This window comes from Acinetobacter sp. UBA2581 (genome assembly GCF_002339435.1).
Lineage (GTDB): Bacteria > Pseudomonadota > Gammaproteobacteria > Pseudomonadales > Moraxellaceae > Acinetobacter > Acinetobacter variabilis.
Genome location: NZ_DDLD01000097.1, coordinates 36,011 through 54,626, shown reverse-complemented (window position 1 = coordinate 54,626; position 18,616 = coordinate 36,011). Strand labels below are relative to the sequence as shown.

Below are 18,616 nucleotides of genomic sequence, written 5' to 3'. Positions count from 1 at the left end.
TAATAGTGCGTAAGTCCTAGTATAGAATTTTTCACCTAATTCCCCCATTGTATAGGTATCAAGTAAATTATATTTAAGTGTTAAATAATTAATAGGACTAAGTAGTGGAGCAATATTTTTACCACTAATATCAATTTCTTTAAATTTAATGGTCGTTTGAAGATCTTTTGAATTAATAGAGGAGTATGGTGCTAGTTGCCATGTAGTAGCATTTGTTCTGATTGCTCCATTTAACTGTCCATATTTAGTATGGATATTGCCTGTATCATATAATCCATTCTCGGTTAAAGAGAATGTATCGCTTTCATCCCAACCTGTGGTTTCTTCAACTTTAAAGTATAAATTTCCTTGATCAAAAGTACTTTGCTCAATTTCATAATCTAAAGTTGAATCAGAATATTCATCAATGAAAAATGTAGTCCATTGTTGAAATGAGGGCGTGCTAAGTTCAAGACTGCCTGTGCCTGTGCCTGTGCCTGTGCCTGTGCCTTCATTTGATGATTCAGAAGATGAACCTCCACCACAAGCACTTAACATGAATGCACTAAAAATTGCGAATGATAAAGTCTTAAATTTCATAAATACCCTATAAAAATTATATTAATTCAATTGTTTTTTTAAAGTAAAGCCAGCCGATTATAGCTATAAAATCATTGAAATAAAACCGAGTAAAAATATAAAAATTAATTAGTTAGAAATTTTTAATAATTAAAAGACCATCCACCAAACAATCGCAATTAACACCGCCATATGCAAAATCTGCACAGGCGCAAAATAAAGGACAAACTTCCAGCCACCGGTCAAAGCGGCATTGGCTGACTTGGCCAAGGCATGAGCACCCAGACCTAAAAGCAGGGCATAAATCAAACGCATATTGGAGGGATCGCCTTGAACGACAACACTGGCCATCGCGGCATGAATCTCGAATAGAGAGGCAAGTAAGGTCCCGGCCAGTAAGCCGGCATCCCCGAGCCAGACCTCCAGCCCGTAAACTCCAGCCTGAATCAGGGTTAATGCGGCAGCGATAATCACAGCTTCCTTGAGACTAAACATTTTACTGTCAGAAGATTCCGGAGACTCCTGATTTTTAGCAGGTTCAGCTTTATGTAATAATATAAATGCACATGCAGCCAGAATAAGCATAGCAACCAACGACGGTAAGAGCAGAATTTTTAGCCAGTCCCAGGAAACTCCTCCGACTACAATGAATAATAGAACTAGTGTCGAAATACAGGACATCAGGGCAGCACCGGCATTGGATTTTGTATCTATTTCACCTTTACGGACCTGTATGCCTAATTGAGCAATAGTGGCTGTACTGGAAACAAAACCTGAGGCAATTGAAGACAATATCAGGGCATTTTTAGTCGAAAAGAAACGTTTAGCGATATGTGCCAAAGCTTGAACTACCAGTATGAGAGTTACTAATTTTAAAATCAGATAAGGGTTCAGCACTTCACCCCATAAAGGCCGGTCAGGGGTTAGTGGTAAACCAATCAGAATTAAGGCTAATAATAGTAATCCATCCCTAAATTCAGCCTCAGTAATCCACTGTCCGGCAATATTATGCATAGAGTGTTTGGCCATTAAAATTATCGTGATCAGAACTGCTAGTCCTGCAGCCAGAGGAATATTCCACAGACAAATCGCCCCAATAAAATAGGTCATGATAAAGGCCAATTCAGTGGTAATTCCCGGATCTTCTATCTGGTTCCGGATAGAAAAAATGACAATGCCGCCAATAATGAGTGCACCAGCTAGGCCCATTGTCATTCCGAATAGAAAGCACAATGCACCTAATAAAGCACAGATCGCAAAAGAGCGTAGCCCGGCAAAACTGGCCTGTTCTTCACGCTGTTTGTGCCGTTCACGTTCCAGTCCGATTAGCAAACCACATCCTAAGGCAGCAGTCAGGATAGTAAGCAACTCATGAAAGGAACTACTTTCATTTAAGGGAACCACGCTTAAATCCATACCTGGCCTCAGCGATTGAATAAAATATCCTGATTGAAATATAGGCGAAAAATTGACACATCGACAAGCAGAAAAAAGATTATGAACTCAAACCAATATGATGTGCTTAATATTCATGAAAGATAAATCCGCTTTCTAGTTTTGAAGTCGCTATGGAATGCGAAAAACACGAAAAACTTGTTATAGTGGAGGCAGTTTTGGGGATCATCAATCATGAAATTTGATTTTGAAATTGATACAGGCTGGTGTTTGGATCAGCTTTTAAAAGACGGAAAAATAACTGAACGTGACCGGATGCGAGTTCAGACCACACATCGTCAACGTGAACAAATAAAATGGCATCCTTTACAATGGATCGCGAACTTTAGTCTGGTTGATCAGTCCCATCCTCAAAGTACTTTGACACTCAACCGTTTATGTCAGTGGCTGGCAGAAAAAACCGGTTTAATGTTCTATATCATTGACCCACTCAAAGCTGATGTGCAGGCCTTGACCAATGTCATGTCACAGGAATATGCATTGCGTAACCGTATTCTGGCAGTAGAAATTCAACCAGATAAAGTGCTGATTGCCACAGATCAGCCTTATAAAACTGAATGGGTATCTAATCTCGAACAGAATATTGCACCGAAAAAAATTGAACGGGTATTGCTCAATCCGGAACAGCTCCAGCGTTATATTGTTGAGTATTATCAGGTCAGTCGTGCAGTCAGTGGCTCGCAAAAATCATCTGCTTATGAGCGGGAAAATAAAGGTGTAGAAGCCTTGCTGCAACTGGGTGATTCCCAGAATCCGGATGCCAATGACCAGCATATCGTGAAACTGGTAGACTGGGTGCTGCAGTTTGCCTTTGAGCAGGGTGCCAGTGATATCCATATGGAACCGCGCAAAGACACCGGCAAAATCCGTTTCCGGATTGATGGGGTATTGCATACCATCTATAACATGCCAGCCAATACCTTGACTGCGGTCATTTCCCGAATCAAAATCTTGGGCCGGATGAATGTGGCAGAAAAACGTAAACCACAGGATGGTCGTCTAAAAACCCGGACTCCGAAAGGGCAGGAAACTGAACTGCGTTTATCGACCTTACCTACCGCATTGGGTGAAAAGCTAGTAATGCGTATTTTTGACCCAGAAGTTCTAGTCAGAAGTTTTCAGCAGCTCGGTTTCGAAGGACATTTACTCAATGACTGGAATAATCTGACCAGTCACAGTCACGGTATTATTCTGGTCACAGGCCCGACCGGTTCAGGTAAAACTACGACCTTGTATTCGACACTGAAACAGCTGGCGACCGAAGAAGTCAATGTCTGTACCATTGAAGACCCGATTGAAATGCTCGAGCCGAGCTTTAACCAGATGCAGGTCAATAACGGAATTGAACTAGGATTTGCCGATGGTGTGCGTGCGCTGATGCGTCAGGACCCAGACATAATCATGGTCGGTGAGATTCGTGACCAAGATACGGCCAATATGGCGATTCAGGCAGCATTAACCGGTCACCTAGTACTTTCTACCTTACATACCAATGATGCGCCGTCGAGTCTGACCCGTTTGCATGATCTGGGCGTACAACCATTTTTAACAGCAGCCACCATCTTGGGCGTTTTGGCTCAACGTCTGGTACGTAAGCTATGTCCGCACTGCAAGCAGGAGAGTTTCCTGGATGAGCAGGAATGGCAACATCTGGCAGTGGACTATCCTTTACCACGTCCGGAATTTGTTTTTAAAGCAGTCGGTTGTGAAGAGTGTCGCCATACCGGTTATAAAGGCCGAATCGGAATTTATGAGTTTATGCCGCTTAGCCTGACTACCAAGCAGTTGATCGGAGTGGATGCTAACCTGAATCAATTACGTCAGCAGGCAAAAAAAGAAGGGGTAGAACCTTTACGGATTGCCGGTGCTCGCAAGATTCTGGAAGGGGTCACCACGCTTGAAGAAGTTTTGAGAGTTGTGCCATTAAATTAATTCTGAAGATGAAGCGATCTTAAGATTCAATTCATCTTCGGCTGTTTTAATAGCATTATCGAAACAGGGCAAGACTTTAAAAAGAGGTAACTGCAATGAAAATGATGATGAATACTGTTTTAGCAGCTACATTAATGGGTTCAATTGGGACTGCCGCAGTTGCGAGTAGTGAAACTGCGGTGAATCAGGCTGCATTTGCTAAAACGACTACAGTTAAGCAAGCGTTGACCATGAAAGATGACAGCAAGGTTCAGCTGAAAGGTTATGTGGTGAAAGCTGTCGGTGATGAAAAATACCAGTTCCGTGACAATACCGGCACCATTACTGTCGAAATTGATGATGAACTTTGGCAGGGTAAACCAGTATCAGCTAAAACACCTATGGTAATCATTGGTGAAGTGGACATTGACTATAAACCTGCGAAACGTGTTGAAATTGATGTCGACCAAGTTCAGTTTTAATTTCAGCATGATTTCCTGAACTGAATCTGAAGACAGCAACAAAAAACCACATGCAAGTTACCAAAAAGCATGTGGTTTTTTTGAGTCTGGAACTTTTTCAAGGCAAGATAGAAAGATAAAACAAGCGGAGCATAACATGCGTATTCTTTTGGCAGAGGATGATGAATCTCAGGCGGAAAGTATTCAAACCTGGCTGGAAATGGACGGTTATGTGATTGATCGGGTTGATCGTGGGGATCATGCGATTCTGGCGATTGAACAGCATCAGTATGACTGTATTTTGCTGGACCGTGGCCTGCCGAATGCAACCGGAGACGACATTCTTAAAAGCTTGCGTAATAAACAGAAAGATACGCCCGTTATATTTATTACCGCCAAGGACAGTATTCATGACCGGGTTGCAGGACTCGATCTAGGGGCCAATGATTATCTGGTAAAACCCTTTAGTCTGGAAGAACTTTCCGCTCGCGTGCGTGCCCAGCTCAGACAAAAACAGCAAATGCCACATCATATCCTGCAATGGCAGGATCTTAGTCTGGACACTCAAGCCAAGACTGTAATGAAGGCGGGGCAGAGCATTAATCTGACTGCAAAAGAATTCCAGATTTTATATAAGCTGATGCAAAAACCAGAACATATCATTACCCGAGAACAGTTGGAAGAATCACTCTATGCCTGGGGAGATGAAATCGAAAGCAATGCGATTGAAGTCTTTATTTATCAGCTACGTAAAAAAATCGGCAGTCAGATGATTAAAACCATTCGTGGCTTGGGCTACCGGATGCATAAACCCGAGGCCTCCATATGAAGGCACCTATTTCCCTGCAAAGTCGGCTGATTCAACATGCCATGTTCAGTTCCATACTGGCAGGATTTCTGGCGTGGCTGCTGTTGTTGGGAATTTCCAGTTATCAGGCGATTGATCTGCATGATGACCTAATGGAAGAAATTTCAGAGTTACTTCTGGGAGATGTGAACCAGGCCAAAAATACGCAGGTCGATGAAATCAGTGAGCAGTTTGATATTCAATATGCCTTACTACTGAATCAGCAGGTACTGACCACTTCAATTGATGATGAACTGATTAATGAGATACCAGTTGCACAGAAAAACGGGTTTCACTTTGATTATGAAAATGGCCATTTTATTCGCATCCTGATTGCTGAAGATCAAGACTTGAAAGTGAAAGTGGTACAACCGCTTTCAGTACGCTTTGATGAGCTTTGGCAAACGACTTTAGGTTTCGCCGGGATTTTATTTATCCTATGGATATTACAGTGGCTGATTTTACGTTTTGCCATTAAGCGGCAATTAAGACCTTTAAATAAAATTTCCCGAGAAATCGGTTCTAAATCTGCACAGGATCTCACTCCGGTTCAAAGTCCTGATCCTGAGATTAATGAATTGCAACCGATTGTCCGTCAGCTGAATGCCATGTTGAGCCGTTTAGAAAAATCATTGGCTGCCGAGCAACGTTTTACTGCCGACGCTTCACATGAGTTGCGTTCCCCATTGTCTGCCATTCAGATGCGTTTACAGGTGCTGAAACGTAAATATCAGGAAGATGCCCAACTTGGGCAAGCGTTACAGATGATTCAGAATGACGTCAACCGCGGAACGCAGATTCTGGAAAACTTATTGCTATTGGCTCGGCTTGATCCAGAACATGCAGAGCAGCTGCCCAAACAACAGGTTAATCTTAAAGTATTGGTTCATGAGGTCTTACAAGCTTTACAACCTTTTGCTCAGGAAAAAGAGATTCACTGGAACTTAAAACTTGAAGATGCAGTGATTGAAGCAAATGCAGAGCTGATTTTTAGCTGTATCCGCAATCTGGTTGATAATGCCATTCGTTATACGCCTGTGCAGGGACAGGTCGAAATCAGGACGATAGTTGAAAGTCAGAATCCACAACTCATGATTGAAAACTCTGGAGAGGGGATTCAGGCCGACGTATTGCAACGTTTAGGTGAGCGTTTTTACCGAGCCTTGGGTACGCGAACACAAGGTTCAGGTTTGGGACTGTCCATTTGTCAAAAGATTATGCAGTTACATACGGCCAAGATTGATTATGCGCCGTCAGTTTTGGGTGGACTTAAAGTTTCATTAATTTTTCAATCTAAATAATATAGTTATTGGATCTAGCAATTAAAAAAGCAGTATGCGCTGATTCATACTGCCTGTTCCCACGTTTATTATTTTTGGAGTATTTAAATTACTTAGTCAGGATGAGACGATTGTTACGAGTCAAACGTAGACGGTATTCTTCACCCGCATGCATGATCCGGATTTCTCGTCCTAGCGCAAATAAATTGTTCGAATGCAACATCGGTAGCGCATGCTGAGTATCATTATTACGGGTAAATAGGCTAAATGGTGCGTTCATTCCGTCGACTCCGTGGTGTGTTTTGGATTGATTTAAATGATAATCATTATCGAATAGATCTGTCAACGAATAATTGCTTCATTTATAAAAAACTCTAATTTGCTTACAATCTGTAAAACTTCAATGGTTCAGAACATTATGTCCAAAGCCACAATTCATGTCGCAATCGCTATTTTATTTCATCAAAATCAGGTTCTGGTCGGTTGGCGTGAAGCCAAACAGCATCAGGGCAATAAATATGAGTTTCCAGGCGGAAAAGTAGAACAGGGCGAATTGCCTGTAGAGGCATGTCGACGTGAAGTGATTGAAGAAGTCGGAATTGATATTGAGCAATGGCATACCTTTGATTTTATTTCGCATGAATATGAAGATGTCATCGTCAATCTGCATATTTTCCATGCTTCGGTTCAGCCAGAACAATTAGCTGAGATCAAGCAGCCTTGGCGCTGCTATAGCCGGGATGAACTCAGTGAGCTGAACTTTCCTAAAGCCAATCAGGCCATGATTCAAAAGCTACAATGGCCGCGGAAGATCAAAATTTCTGACGACTTAAGTCACCTGAATAATCTGGAAAAAGACCAGATGCTATATTGGCGAGTAATGGCCAGCCCTGAATACATCAGCCAGTTACAGCAGATTCCAGTCGATCAGTTATCCAGATTGATCATCAATCAGAGACTTTGGTCACAACTGAATGAATTGCAGCAGCAAACCATTCGTACCATTCACCTGAAACAGTCTCAATTGATGCAACTACAAAAAGGGGAGTTAGCTGGTGGCTATCGTTATCTTGCAGCCTGTCATGATCTGAAAGCATTAAAACATGCAGAAAATATAGGCTGTGAAGCAGCTTTACTCAGCCCGGTACTGGCAACAGAAACACATCCTGATACCGCAGCTTTAGGTTGGGAAAAATTTAAACAGATGGCTAAACAGGTACAGATTCCTGTATTTGCCTTAGGTGGTATGAAGGCTGAAGATCTAGACTATGCTCAAAACCAGCATGCTTATGGGATTGCAGGGATCCGTTATGTTTAAGTCAAAAACTTATTATAAATAACTGGGCTCACGCCAGGGCCTTAAAATTTCTTTAAGGCCTGCTGAGCTTGCTGAATGGCTTTGGTGTTTTTTTGCAGTTGAGCTGCTTTCAGGCGTACCTGCCAGAGCTGCTTTTTCATTGCATTAGTCTGCGCATAGCTCAAACCACGTAGGGCAAAAGCATCTGCACGGGCCGGCTGGTTTTTACGGTTTGCGATCAAGCCAAGATACAGATAAGTTTCTGAAGCTTGAGGCGCCAAACGCTGAGCCTGTACGGCAGAAGTTTCAGCTTGATTATATTGCTGCTTGCTATAAGCCTGCTGAGTTTGCTGCATCAATTTTTTAAATGCAGGTAAGTTACGTCCGTCATCAAATTTTTGTGACTGGGGCTTTTGCTCAGGGATCACAATTTTTTGACGTTTAATCTCTGGTCGATCATAGGGTGTAATCACTACACCATCAGGTGTAGAGGACTTCGGTTTTTGCTGAACCGGAGGTTTGGACGGAGCCGCAGGCTGTTCTGGTTCCGACATGCTTTGGCAGCCCACCAGACCGAGGATGAGCAGACCAGGAATCAATTTTCTTAACATAAACATAGGCTCAATTATTGGCTATAACTTCCACTCGCGATAATACGGGTTTGTTTAGCAACTTCGCGTTCTATTTCTGTTTCACTTTCTTGTATATAACGACTGAGATCATCTTCTTCCTCATCTTCTGGTGAAGGTTCTGAATCAATCGTATAAGGCTCGGTGGCGTAATGTGAGATGCCACAAGCAGTCGCCTGATTTGGTAGAGCATGGCGTGAAATCGGAATATACATGGCACCATCACAGCCTTGGGCAGTCAGTTTACCTGTATAACGGTCCAGCCAGTGCCATTCAATTTCATTAGGCTGAGCCAGATTCACCGGCTTCTGACGTAGCTGTTTCATGACATTGGTCCAGACCGGAAGGGCACCTGAAGAACCGGTTAATCCAGTGACTTTGTTGTCATCCAGACCTAACCAGACCACTGTCATATAGTTGCCAGAATAACCTGCAAACCATGAATCACGGGTATCGTTTGTCGTACCCGATTTACCCGCCAGATTCAGGTTACGTGGCAAACTGTTATAAGCAGAACGACCAGTACCACTCGACATGACCTGTTGTAAACCATAATTCAGAGCATAGGCTGATGCTGGATCAATCGTCGGCTGAACACTTAAGCTGTAACGTTCAAGCGAGTGGCCATTCGCATCGACTACAGAACGAATCGATTTCACCGGATATTTAAAGCCACCTGTTGCGAAGTTGCCGTAAATATTCATCACTTCCATCGGTGACATATCTACCGCACCTAAATAAATAGATGGATAATTTGGTATGTCAGAAGTCACACCAAATTTTTTCAAATGGTTAATAAAGGTCGACAGGCCAAATTCCTGTGCCAAACGCACCGCAGACAGGTTATAGGATTGTGATAGGGCAAGAGACATCGGTACTACACCATGTACACTACCGCTATAGTTTTTCGGAGTCCATGGTTTGCCATCACTTTGAATGGTGATCTGACTGTCTTCAATTGGACTGGCCCAGTGGTAACGATTTGATTCTAGCGCTGTCAGATAAATCACCGGTTTGAGTAAAGATCCAACCTGACGTTTGGCATCTAAAGCACGGTTAAAACCGGTAAAGTCCTGAGTAGAGCCTACTGCTGCAACCAGTTCGCCATTCTCAGGGTGTGCGACCAGAACAGCGCCTTGCAAATCTTTTAGACGGCCTGGATTGGCTTTGCTTAAACGGGCTACACTTTTCTTAAAGCTGTCTTGAATTCGGGTTTGTGCCAATGGATCTAAGGTGGTGAAAATACGCAGACCCTGGTTGGTTAAATCAGTTTCCTGATATTCGGTACGCAATTGACGGCGAACAATGTCCAGAAAATCCGGGAAGCGGGCAGGGCCCAAAGTTGGCTTGGAAATGACGTTCAGCGGACGGGCAGTTTCTGTTTCATACTGATCTTGGGTCAGATTACCCATTACCAGCATATTATTCAGAACCACATCACGACGTTTTTTCGCAAGTTCGGGATTACGCCATGGGTTATACAGGCTTGGACCTTGAACCAGACCGACTAAAAAGGCCTGTTGAGAAATATTCAGTTCACGTAACGGGAGGCCAAAATAAAATTGTGAAGCCAGACCATAACCATTTACAGAATAGTTGCCGTTCTGGCCCAGATTCACTTCATTTAAATAGGCTTCCAGAATCTCATCTTTGCCATAATGCAATTCAATCAGCATCGCCATAAAGGCTTCATTTACCTTACGCTTTAAGGTACGTTCTGGTGTTAAGTAGAAATTCTTGACCAGCTGCTGGGTGAGGGTTGAACCACCTTGACGCTTACCACCAGTAATATTGCTCACCACTGCACGTGCAATCCCGCGTGGAGATACGCCATGGTGATTGTAGAAATTGCGGTCTTCAGTAGCAATTAAAGCATCAATTAACGGTTTAGGCACTTTATTGAGCTTAATTAGCACACGGTCTTCATTATGCTGTGGATAAATACCGCCAATCAATAAAGGTTCCAGACGGGCAATCCCGCTAGAAGAGGGCTTGGTCGCACTTACTTCAGCAATCTGATCGCCATTAAAGCTGACTTTCAATACCTGTTCAGGTTCAACGCGATCGCCAAAATCAAAGCCACGGGTATGCACATACATGGTATTGCCAGTGCTGACAAAGCTGCCCGATTTGGTATAGCTGTCTGAACCTTTATAACCCAGTAATTTTAATTCTTGTTGGAAATCCTGCTGGCTGACAGGGGCATTTACATACACTTCCATCGGGCGTGCGAAAACCTTGGCCGGAATATCCCAGCGTTGGCCTTCAAATTTTTCACGTACAATATTATCTAATTTAATCAAATAGATACTAAATGCTACAAATGCAGAAATGACTAGAATGGAGAAGATTAAGGCAATGAACCCCATACCTCGTTCAGATTTCATAAATGACGATAAGACCCTGTGAAATTGTGCTAATCATGCGAAGCTTTTCATTATTTTGCAATATTTAATCAATTATTGAGATTAAAATTAAAATTAAACTTCACATTTTCTCCTTAATTTCAATCTATTTCAATTCAATCCTGCACAGCTTTGTCATGTTATAAATTGTCATCCTATTTAAGCTTAATGTTATGATAAGCAAGATTCGAAGCGGAGCGACGACACTGGTGCAAATTTCCCACAAGACATTTCGAAATATCGGGTTGATTGGACGCCCGGATAAATCTTCAGTGGTTGAAACCTTATGCCTGATCCACGATCATCTGCTCAATTTAGGTCTACATCCTGTTTTTGATGCAGATACAGCTGAACTGGTTCCTTATCAGAATACCCAAACAGTTAGCCGCGCCTTGTTGGGCGAAGTGGTTGATCTGGTGATTGTGGTAGGTGGGGATGGTTCACTGTTACATGCAGCGCGGGCATTGGTAAAATACAATACGCCAGTGATCGGGGTGAACCGTGGTCGTTTGGGCTTCCTGACCGATATCAAGCCAACCGAAGTCATCTTCAAACTGGATCAGGTATTAAAAGGTGATTTTCAGGCAGAACGCCGTTTCTTATTGGAAATGGAAGTTCGCTCTAAAGGTGAAATCATCTATGACGCGATTGCTTTGAATGATGTGGTCTTGCACTCAGGTAAATCGGTACACATGATTGATTTCGAGCTGAATATTGATGGACAATATGTCTATCGCCAGCATAGTGATGGCCTGATTGTATCTACACCGACCGGTTCAACAGCCTATGCACTGTCCGGTGGTGGACCGATTGTGCATCCAAGTATGGATGCAATTGTGCTGGTGCCGATGCATCCGCATACCTTGTCTTCACGTCCGATTGTGGTCGGAGGGCATAGTGAAATTAAACTAATGATTCGTGAAAATCGCGTACTGCCGATGGTGAGTGCGGATGGACAACACAGTGTGTCTTTGAATGTTGGCGATAGCGTCCATATTCGTAAGCATCCCTTTAAACTGAATCTTCTGCATCCGCCAGGTTATGACTTCTATAATGCATGTCGAACCAAACTGGGCTGGAATCAGGACTTCGACTATCTTAAGCAGGATTAAATATGAATATTGAACAAATGCTTGCCGTACTCAATCCTGAGATTGTAGAACGCTTAAGAACAGCCATTGAAATTGGCAAGTGGCCGAATGGTGTGGCACTGACCCAGGAGCAGCGTCAGACCTGTATGCAGGCTGTCTATGCCTGGGAAATGAAAAACCTGCCAGAAACCGAACGTAGTGGTTATATCGATCGTGGCACTAAAGAAGAAGGTGAACAGTGTGATGATGATCATCACAAAAATGAGCCGGAATTCAAGCCAATCCGTTTCGTTTAATCGAAACCGAAAAAAAGACCACAAATGTGGTCTTTTTTAATGTCTGTTTTTTTGGCTTGATCAAACTGAAAGGCGGCTATTCCAGAGCCCTCTGGCTTTTTGCATCGCTACTTCATAGCTGTCACATTTGCCCATGGTATACAGTGCAATGCCCATAGTTTCGACAACTGCGATCTCACCATATTCATGTGAGCGTTGACCTTCCCATACTTGTTTAAATACAGCCAGATCCAGCTCTTCTTCAATCGGACTACGGTTGTCGGTCAGTTTTGGTAATTCGTGCTCATAAAGTTCGCCATTCTTAATCCCGCAGATTAAAGTTTTGGCATCCGGGTTACGTTCAAATTCGCCACCTTCACCTTTAATGACTGCACTATTTTGATAACCTAACTTATAAGCGGACTGCTGATGTGAACTACGATAAGCAGGGTGGAAAATAGCCTGTAAAGTCGCTTTGGCATTAAATGGATTAATCAGACGTGCCAGCGTATGAATCGGGGAGCGTAGACCCATAACATTACGTAGCCCGATCAGCTCAGCCAGAATTGGAGAGATCACCTCCAGAGGCAGGTAAGCAAAATGTTTGTCTTTAAGCTGCTGTTCCACGTCAGCATCATTCTGGCAGATTGGATAGCCTAAGTAGTTAAGTACCTGTTCGGTATAGACCCGATTCAAGGTATGACCTGAAGCACCATGCATCACGATATTATAGCCATGCTTGGCAAGGGTAAGCGCAGCCAGAATGAACCAAGGATAATGTTTGCGTTTGCCTGCATAAGAGGACCAGTCCAGATCAACATCCAGTGCCTTAAAATTCAGCTGGTCCCGGGTCGCCTGCACAAAGCCTGCGAGTTCATCAACAGATTCTTCCTTGACACGTAATAGCATCAGAAAAGCGCCCAGTTGTACGTTCAGCACCTCATTTTTCAGGATCATGCTAAAAGCCTGATAGGCTTCTTCATAGCTTAAAGAACGTGCACCATTTTTTCCCTTGCCAATAATACGAATAAACTGGGCAAAAGGATGTTCGGCATCTTTATAAATATTTCGCTTTGTGGTCATGGGCATAGATCAATCATGTTCATCAAGTATTGGCATATTTTACGCTGATATTGGTATTTCACCTTCTTATTTTGCAGAATTATTATAGTTTTATAAGACTATAGTCTAAGAGGTATTGTTTAGTATTTAGGCAAATTTAACATTTCGGGTTAAACAAAAGTCTAAAAAACGGTTAAAATTTCACGCAATTCTTGTGTTTGCTTTATCTCCTGATCAATGCACTGATTTTTCTTAAGGATCAGTGTTCCTGTGATTGTTAAATGTACATACACATTCTAATTTCAGTATCAGATTAATTTTTTGATACATAGGCACTTTTTTGTTTCAGACAATGAAGTATTGGACGCTTGTTTTTTAAAAATAAGTGAAAACTGAATATTGCTTCTGGTTAGAAGTATATCGTGAAGTAAGGTTATGGCTAAAAAACCAATTTATAAGTCGCTTTATTTTCAAGTGATTGTAGCCATTATTGCGGGTATCCTCGTCGGACATTTCTCGCCAAGTGGTACACAAATCATTAATGGTGCAGAACAATATGTTCCAGGTTTGGGCGAACAACTGAAGCCGCTGGGTGATGCATTTATCCGTTTAATTAAAATGATCATCGCACCTGTGATTTTCTGTACCGTGGTTAGTGGGATCGCAGGCATGGAGAGTATGAAATCAGTTGGTAAAACTGGTGGTGTCGCTCTACTTTACTTCGAAATCGTGTCAACGATAGCGCTGATCATTGGTCTTCTGGTAATTAATATTGCCAAGCCAGGCGTTGGGATGAATGTTGATCCGGCATCGCTGGACACGGCCGGGATTTCTAAATATGTAGAGTCGGGTGCTTCTCAGTCTACCGTTGATTTCTTTATGAATATCATTCCAAATACGGTGGTTGGAGCATTTGCTGAAGGCGAAATCCTGCAAGTCCTTTTATTTGCGATCCTGTTCGGTTTTGCATTACACAAACTGGGTGCACAAGGTAAGCCAGTCCTCAAACTGGTAGATCAGATTTCACATGTGTTCTTTAACATCGTGAACATGATCATGAAACTTGCGCCTATTGGTGCATTTGGTGCGATGGCTTTCACGATCGGTAAATATGGGATCGGTTCTCTGGCGCAATTGGCCCAGTTGATCATCTGCTTCTATATCACCTGTTTGCTGTTCATCTTTATTGTGCTGGGTTCAATTGCTCGTTTTACCGGCTTTAGCATTGTCAAGATGATTCGCCTGATTCGTGAAGAGCTGTTGATTGTACTGGGTACTTCATCGTCTGAATCTGTATTGCCACGTATGCTGAAAAAACTTGAGCTTGCAGGTGCTGAAAAGTCAGTGGTAGGTTTGGTCATTCCAACAGGTTATTCATTCAACCTGGATGGTACTTCGATTTACCTGACAATGGCGGCAATCTTCATTGCACAGGCGACCAATACGCAACTTGATTTGTCTCACCAGATTACCTTGCTTCTCGTATTGCTCATTTCTTCTAAAGGTGCAGCGGGTGTAACTGGTTCAGGCTTTATCGTGATGGCAGCAACCTTAGCGGCTGTAGGTAATATTCCGGTTGCAGGTCTGGCCTTGATTCTCGGTATTGACCGCTTCATGTCTGAAGCTCGTGCCTTGACCAATCTAGTCGGTAACTCTTTGGCAACTCTGGTTGTAGCAAAATGGGTCGGTCAGTTAGACATGGACAAGCTGAACTATGCATTAGCAAATCCGGCTGAAATTGATGAAAAAATGGCGCAGGAAGGCAACAACGCTCATTAAATTCGAGTTCGTCTTGTAGGTCATAAAAAGGAAGCTTCGGCTTCCTTTTTATTTTTATCTGACTGTGAAGTTAGCGAAAAAATAAGTCAGGCACATGACAGCCTTTCTAAAAATAGTTAGCCTGTGCACAGGAAATAAAACGATAAACACGATAAGGATAAAAGAATGCTGGCTTACGATGCTGACCTGGAACTTTTCCGCGACAATTTCAAACGCTTTATGAATGAACACGTAGCGCCTTACTATGAAGAGTGGGAGCGTGAAGGCATGATGCCGCGTTCAGTCTGGAATGCGATGGGTGAAAATGGCTTCTTATGTGTCGATGTTCCGGAAGAATATGGTGGCTACGGTGTTCCGACCCACTATTCCCTGATGTTAATCGAAGAGTCGGCAAGAGCAGGCTATAGCGCAATTTCAACTGGTCTGTCTTGCCATTCGGATATCGCAGCGCCGTATATCCTGCATATTGGTACTGAAGAACAGAAAAAATACTGGTTACCGAAAATGGTGTCTGGTGAAGTGGTCGGTGCGATTGGCATGACTGAGCCGGGTGCTGGTTCTGATCTGCAAGCCATGCGAACCAATGCCATCTTGCAGGATGACCATTATTTATTGAATGGTTCTAAAACTTTTATCTCCAATGGTCAGCATGCTGACTTAGTCGTATTAGCCGTGAAAACCGATCCGCAAGCACGCGCCAAAGGTGTGTCTTTGATGCTGGTGGATACGCATCTGGAAGGCTTTAAAAAAGGTAAGAATCTGGACAAGATTGGTCTGCATTCACAGGATACTTCAGAGCTGTTCTTCGATAATGTCAAAGTACCGAAAGATCAGTTGCTGGGTCAGCTAGGTCAGGGCTTTGTATATCTAATGCAGGAACTCCCACGTGAACGTACCGCTATTGCTGCTACTGCACTGGGCGCCATTCGTGGCTCGATTGATCTAACGACTCAATATGTCAAAGAGCGTCAGGCCTTTGGTCAGGCGATTGGTCAGTTCCAGAATACCCGTTTTGTACTGGCACAGGCCAAGATTGACGAGCTGGCAACAGCAGCTTTCTATAACCAGAATGTTGAGTTGTATATGCAAGGCAAGCTGGATGTTGAAACTGCAGCAGCGCTAAAGAGCTTCTCGACAGATATGCAGATGAAAGTTGCTGACAATCTGCTTCAGCTCTTTGGTGGTTATGGCTATATGACTGAATACCCGATTTCGCGTTTCTTTGTTGATGCCCGCATTCAACGGATCTATGGCGGTACCAATGAAATCATGAAAGAAATTGTCGCTCGCGGTCTGCTTGGACGTTAAAACTTAACAGATAAAAAAAAGAGTCCGAAATGGACTCTTTTTTTATGGAAAGAATATTCTTGAAATCTAGATATTTTATTATTTTAAGATTTTAATACATCCAGACATTCATGAATAAAAATTGGCAAATCATTGGGTACTCGAGATGAAATCAGCTGATTATTGTCATTGACTAGTTCGACATCATAATACGTCGCACCTGCATGTTGTACTCGAGGTGCATGCGCACGGATACTGGTAATGATGCGGTTCTTTAAAACATCAGCTTCACTGAGTAATAAAGATGCGTCGCAAAGACTGAAGATGGTCTTTTTGGTCTCATTAAAAGCCTGAATGAAATGTAAGACTCGCGTATCGTTGGCGAGGGATACAGGCGATTCACCGCCCGGAATGAGTAGGCCATCAAAATCATCAATACTGATATGATCAATTCCCCAATCAATCGTTACACTCGACTGACCATGTAATCCATGTACGACTTTTCCGGCATGTAGTTCAATATTACAGACACTATGCTCTGCAGCGAGTAAGGCCGCAACAGGCTCAGTATATTCAAGATCTTCAAAATTATTCGTTACAAGTACCGCTATTCTTTTTGGCATTATAGGCACCCCCAATATAGTTTTAAATTAGACTAGCGATTTAAGGTTTAAAAAACGTCTCTGCTTTGTAACCAAATAGTGATTTAGTGTAAAAAATCAAATTAAATCAAAGGAAAATGATTAAAAAAACAGTTTTCTATGTGCATTTTATTGTGAACTGTCACTCAGATTTTAAGTAGTCAAACTAGAAGTATCGAGATGGCTTTATTTTTATTTTCTTATGCTTAAAATCGTTATGTAGATTAAGAAATAGTGATATTTCATCTTGATAGAAATCAGTTAAGATGAGCGGGCAAAGTTTACAATTTGATAATGTAAAACATGCGAAAATGCTGAAAGAAATGTTACCAGATGTGACTAAAGCGATGAACGGTTAAAATCAACTCCCTGTTTTTAAGAATTAATCTACTAAAGTTATATTGTGTAACATTTGCAGCGCACTAATTGTTATACTGCACAGATAAGGTTTATGAAGGGCGACATCACGATGATCAACGACGATCAAAACACAACGGCTTCTTTAGACTTGGCTAAAATTCGTGAAGATATCGATTCAGTTGATCAACAAATCCAGCAATTGATTAACCGTCGTGCACGTTTGGCTGAGGCTGTAGCAAAAGCAAAATTCGCATCTGAAGAAAATCCGCTGTTTTACCGTCCGGAACGTGAAGCACAGGTTTTGCGCAATGTTATGGAGCGCAATGAAGGACCATTGTCAGATACGACGATGGCACGTCTGTTCCGCGAGATCATGTCGGCTTGTTTGGCGCTTGAAGCACCGCAAAGTATTGCATTCTTGGGACCTGCTGGTACCTACACACACTCAGCAGTATTGAAACATTTTGGTCATGATGCTGTAGTTCGTCCATTACCCACCATTGATGAAGTGTTCCGTGAAGTAGAAGCGGGCAGTGCACATTATGGTCTGGTACCGGTTGAAAACTCCTCTGAAGGGGTAGTGAACCACACTTTAGACTGTTTCAAGACTTCGCATCTGAATGTGATTGGCGAAGTAGAATTACCCATTCATCATCAGTTCCTGATCTCTGAAAATACCCGTAAAGACAGTATTAAACAGATCTATGCACATCAGCAAACTCTGGCTCAGTGCCGTAAATGGCTGGATGCTCATTATCCAGGTGTAGAACGTGTGGCACTCAGTTCAAATGCTGAAGCTGCGCGCCGTATTCAGAATGAATGGCATTCTGCTGCGATTGCTTCTGAAATTGCTGCGAATATTTATAATCTTGAGATTATGCACAGCAATATTGAGGACAATCCAGAAAACACTACACGCTTCCTGGTAATTGGCCGTGAAAAAGTGCCACAAAGTGGTAATGATAAAACTTCATTACTGGTTTCTGCACATGACCGTGCCGGTGCATTGCTAGAGATTCTGGCTCCATTTGCCAAACACAACATTAGTCTAACCAGTATTGAAACTCGACCTGCACTTCCTGAAAAATGGGCTTATGTATTCTTTATCGATCTTGAAGGTCATATTGAGCAGGAAAATGTTAAAGCTGCGATCGAAGAAATTCGTCCGCTTGTGAAAGAAGTCCGCGTGCTTGGTTCATATCCTGCAGCTGTTTTATAAAAGCAGCCTTTCGTGGTTAGTGCGAGGGTGCTAACCACTGGTTCATCTGTAAATCGGAA

16 protein-coding genes and 1 pseudogene are annotated in these 18,616 nt (G+C 42.6%); 10 read left to right on the top strand and 7 right to left on the bottom strand.

From position 1 onward, the window contains the following. Window positions 1–579: pseudogene (locus tag B3Q46_RS12460) on the bottom strand (hypothetical protein); the annotation flags it as partial. 129 nt (window positions 580–708) lie between these two features. Next, window positions 709–1,974: an MgtC/SapB family protein gene (locus B3Q46_RS12455; RefSeq protein ID WP_286716057.1), complete on the bottom strand. Its 1,266-nt coding sequence runs from the start codon at window positions 1,972–1,974 to the stop codon at window positions 709–711. 213 nt (window positions 1,975–2,187) lie between these two features. On the opposite strand from B3Q46_RS12455, the gene B3Q46_RS12450 reads away from it, so the two are divergent. The 4 genes from B3Q46_RS12450 (at window position 2,188) to B3Q46_RS12435 (ending at window position 6,533) form a co-directional block, all read left to right on the top strand. Further along, the gene (locus tag B3Q46_RS12450) at window positions 2,188–3,945 is read left to right on the top strand and encodes a GspE/PulE family protein (protein ID WP_004784255.1); all 1,758 of its coding nucleotides are present in this window, start codon (window positions 2,188–2,190) and stop codon (window positions 3,943–3,945) included. A 95-nt stretch (window positions 3,946–4,040) separates the two neighbouring features. Then, window positions 4,041–4,406 (top strand): NirD/YgiW/YdeI family stress tolerance protein, encoded by a 366-nt coding sequence (locus B3Q46_RS12445; RefSeq protein ID WP_004784252.1) that lies wholly within the window; start codon window positions 4,041–4,043, stop codon window positions 4,404–4,406. 136 nt (window positions 4,407–4,542) lie between these two features. Next, window positions 4,543–5,214 carry a response regulator transcription factor gene (locus B3Q46_RS12440; protein WP_104425906.1) on the top strand — a complete coding sequence of 224 codons (672 nt, stop codon included), beginning with the start codon at window positions 4,543–4,545 and terminating at the stop codon, window positions 5,212–5,214. Continuing rightward, on the top strand, window positions 5,211–6,533 hold the full coding sequence (locus tag B3Q46_RS12435) for a sensor histidine kinase (protein ID WP_004784249.1): 1,323 nt from the start codon (window positions 5,211–5,213) through the stop codon (window positions 6,531–6,533). Before B3Q46_RS12440 ends, B3Q46_RS12435 begins: the two co-directional genes overlap by 4 nt. An 88-nt stretch (window positions 6,534–6,621) precedes the next feature. Here the strand turns inward: B3Q46_RS12435 and hemP are convergent, their stop codons facing one another. Continuing rightward, a complete protein-coding gene (gene hemP / locus B3Q46_RS12430) occupies window positions 6,622–6,792 on the bottom strand; it encodes a hemin uptake protein HemP (protein WP_004784247.1) in 171 nt (56 codons plus the stop codon). A gap of 138 nt (window positions 6,793–6,930) precedes the next feature. Here hemP and B3Q46_RS12425 point away from each other — a divergent pair, with 138 nt between their 5' ends. Beyond that, a complete protein-coding gene (locus tag B3Q46_RS12425; RefSeq protein ID WP_286716054.1) occupies window positions 6,931–7,830 on the top strand; it encodes an NUDIX domain-containing protein in 900 nt (299 codons plus the stop codon). A gap of 41 nt (window positions 7,831–7,871) precedes the next feature. Here the strand turns inward: B3Q46_RS12425 and B3Q46_RS12420 are convergent, their stop codons facing one another. Continuing rightward, window positions 7,872–8,420: a hypothetical protein gene (locus B3Q46_RS12420; RefSeq protein WP_004784244.1), complete on the bottom strand. Its 549-nt coding sequence runs from the start codon at window positions 8,418–8,420 to the stop codon at window positions 7,872–7,874. Between the two features lie 14 nt (window positions 8,421–8,434). Beyond that, window positions 8,435–10,825, bottom strand: a complete 2,391-nt coding sequence (mrcB, locus tag B3Q46_RS12415; protein ID WP_004784242.1) for a penicillin-binding protein 1B — start codon at window positions 10,823–10,825, stop codon at window positions 8,435–8,437. Between the two features lie 191 nt (window positions 10,826–11,016). On the opposite strand from mrcB, the gene B3Q46_RS12410 reads away from it, so the two are divergent. Together B3Q46_RS12410 and B3Q46_RS12405 are read left to right on the top strand one after the other, a co-directional pair. Further along, entirely contained in the window at window positions 11,017–11,955 is a 939-nt protein-coding gene (locus B3Q46_RS12410; RefSeq protein WP_004784240.1) for an NAD(+) kinase, read from the top strand. A gap of 2 nt (window positions 11,956–11,957) precedes the next feature. After that, window positions 11,958–12,230, top strand: a complete 273-nt coding sequence (locus tag B3Q46_RS12405; RefSeq protein ID WP_004784238.1) for a YeaC family protein — start codon at window positions 11,958–11,960, stop codon at window positions 12,228–12,230. Between the two features lie 60 nt (window positions 12,231–12,290). Here B3Q46_RS12405 and B3Q46_RS12400 read toward each other — a convergent pair whose 3' ends face one another. Further along, entirely contained in the window at window positions 12,291–13,292 is a 1,002-nt protein-coding gene (locus B3Q46_RS12400; protein ID WP_004784237.1) for a glycosyl transferase family protein, read from the bottom strand. A gap of 414 nt (window positions 13,293–13,706) precedes the next feature. On the opposite strand from B3Q46_RS12400, the gene B3Q46_RS12395 reads away from it, so the two are divergent. Then, window positions 13,707–15,050, top strand: coding sequence for a dicarboxylate/amino acid:cation symporter (locus B3Q46_RS12395; RefSeq protein WP_004784235.1), 1,344 nt, complete (start codon window positions 13,707–13,709; stop codon window positions 15,048–15,050). Between the two features lie 165 nt (window positions 15,051–15,215). Beyond that, window positions 15,216–16,358 (top strand): acyl-CoA dehydrogenase family protein, encoded by a 1,143-nt coding sequence (locus tag B3Q46_RS12390; RefSeq protein WP_004784233.1) that lies wholly within the window; start codon window positions 15,216–15,218, stop codon window positions 16,356–16,358. An 83-nt stretch (window positions 16,359–16,441) separates the two neighbouring features. On the opposite strand, the gene B3Q46_RS12385 is transcribed toward B3Q46_RS12390, so the two are convergent. Next, window positions 16,442–16,960, bottom strand: coding sequence for a DJ-1/PfpI family protein (locus B3Q46_RS12385; RefSeq protein WP_004784232.1), 519 nt, complete (start codon window positions 16,958–16,960; stop codon window positions 16,442–16,444). Window positions 16,961–17,447: 487 nt separating this feature from the next. On the opposite strand from B3Q46_RS12385, the gene pheA reads away from it, so the two are divergent. Continuing rightward, window positions 17,448–18,557 (top strand): prephenate dehydratase, encoded by a 1,110-nt coding sequence (pheA, locus tag B3Q46_RS12380; protein ID WP_004784230.1) that lies wholly within the window; start codon window positions 17,448–17,450, stop codon window positions 18,555–18,557. Window positions 18,558–18,616 lie beyond the last annotated feature (59 nt).

Excerpts from the sequence above, each read along its gene's own strand:
- B3Q46_RS12455 (WP_286716057.1), bottom strand. The coding sequence starts at position 1,974 with ATGGATTTAAGCGTGGTTCCCTTAAATGAAAGTAGTTCCTTTCATGAG.
- B3Q46_RS12450 (WP_004784255.1), top strand. The coding sequence starts at position 2,188 with ATGAAATTTGATTTTGAAATTGATACAGGCTGGTGTTTGGATCAGCTT.
- B3Q46_RS12445 (WP_004784252.1), top strand. The coding sequence starts at position 4,041 with ATGAAAATGATGATGAATACTGTTTTAGCAGCTACATTAATGGGTTCA.
- B3Q46_RS12440 (WP_104425906.1), top strand. The coding sequence starts at position 4,543 with ATGCGTATTCTTTTGGCAGAGGATGATGAATCTCAGGCGGAAAGTATT.
- B3Q46_RS12435 (WP_004784249.1), top strand. The coding sequence starts at position 5,211 with ATGAAGGCACCTATTTCCCTGCAAAGTCGGCTGATTCAACATGCCATG.
- hemP (WP_004784247.1), bottom strand. The coding sequence starts at position 6,792 with ATGAACGCACCATTTAGCCTATTTACCCGTAATAATGATACTCAGCAT.
- B3Q46_RS12425 (WP_286716054.1), top strand. The coding sequence starts at position 6,931 with ATGTCCAAAGCCACAATTCATGTCGCAATCGCTATTTTATTTCATCAA.
- B3Q46_RS12420 (WP_004784244.1), bottom strand. The coding sequence starts at position 8,420 with ATGTTAAGAAAATTGATTCCTGGTCTGCTCATCCTCGGTCTGGTGGGC.
- mrcB (WP_004784242.1), bottom strand. The coding sequence starts at position 10,825 with ATGAAATCTGAACGAGGTATGGGGTTCATTGCCTTAATCTTCTCCATT.
- B3Q46_RS12410 (WP_004784240.1), top strand. The coding sequence starts at position 11,017 with ATGATAAGCAAGATTCGAAGCGGAGCGACGACACTGGTGCAAATTTCC.
- B3Q46_RS12405 (WP_004784238.1), top strand. The coding sequence starts at position 11,958 with ATGAATATTGAACAAATGCTTGCCGTACTCAATCCTGAGATTGTAGAA.
- B3Q46_RS12400 (WP_004784237.1), bottom strand. The coding sequence starts at position 13,292 with ATGACCACAAAGCGAAATATTTATAAAGATGCCGAACATCCTTTTGCC.
- B3Q46_RS12395 (WP_004784235.1), top strand. The coding sequence starts at position 13,707 with ATGGCTAAAAAACCAATTTATAAGTCGCTTTATTTTCAAGTGATTGTA.
- B3Q46_RS12390 (WP_004784233.1), top strand. The coding sequence starts at position 15,216 with ATGCTGGCTTACGATGCTGACCTGGAACTTTTCCGCGACAATTTCAAA.
- B3Q46_RS12385 (WP_004784232.1), bottom strand. The coding sequence starts at position 16,960 with ATGCCAAAAAGAATAGCGGTACTTGTAACGAATAATTTTGAAGATCTT.
- pheA (WP_004784230.1), top strand. The coding sequence starts at position 17,448 with ATGATCAACGACGATCAAAACACAACGGCTTCTTTAGACTTGGCTAAA.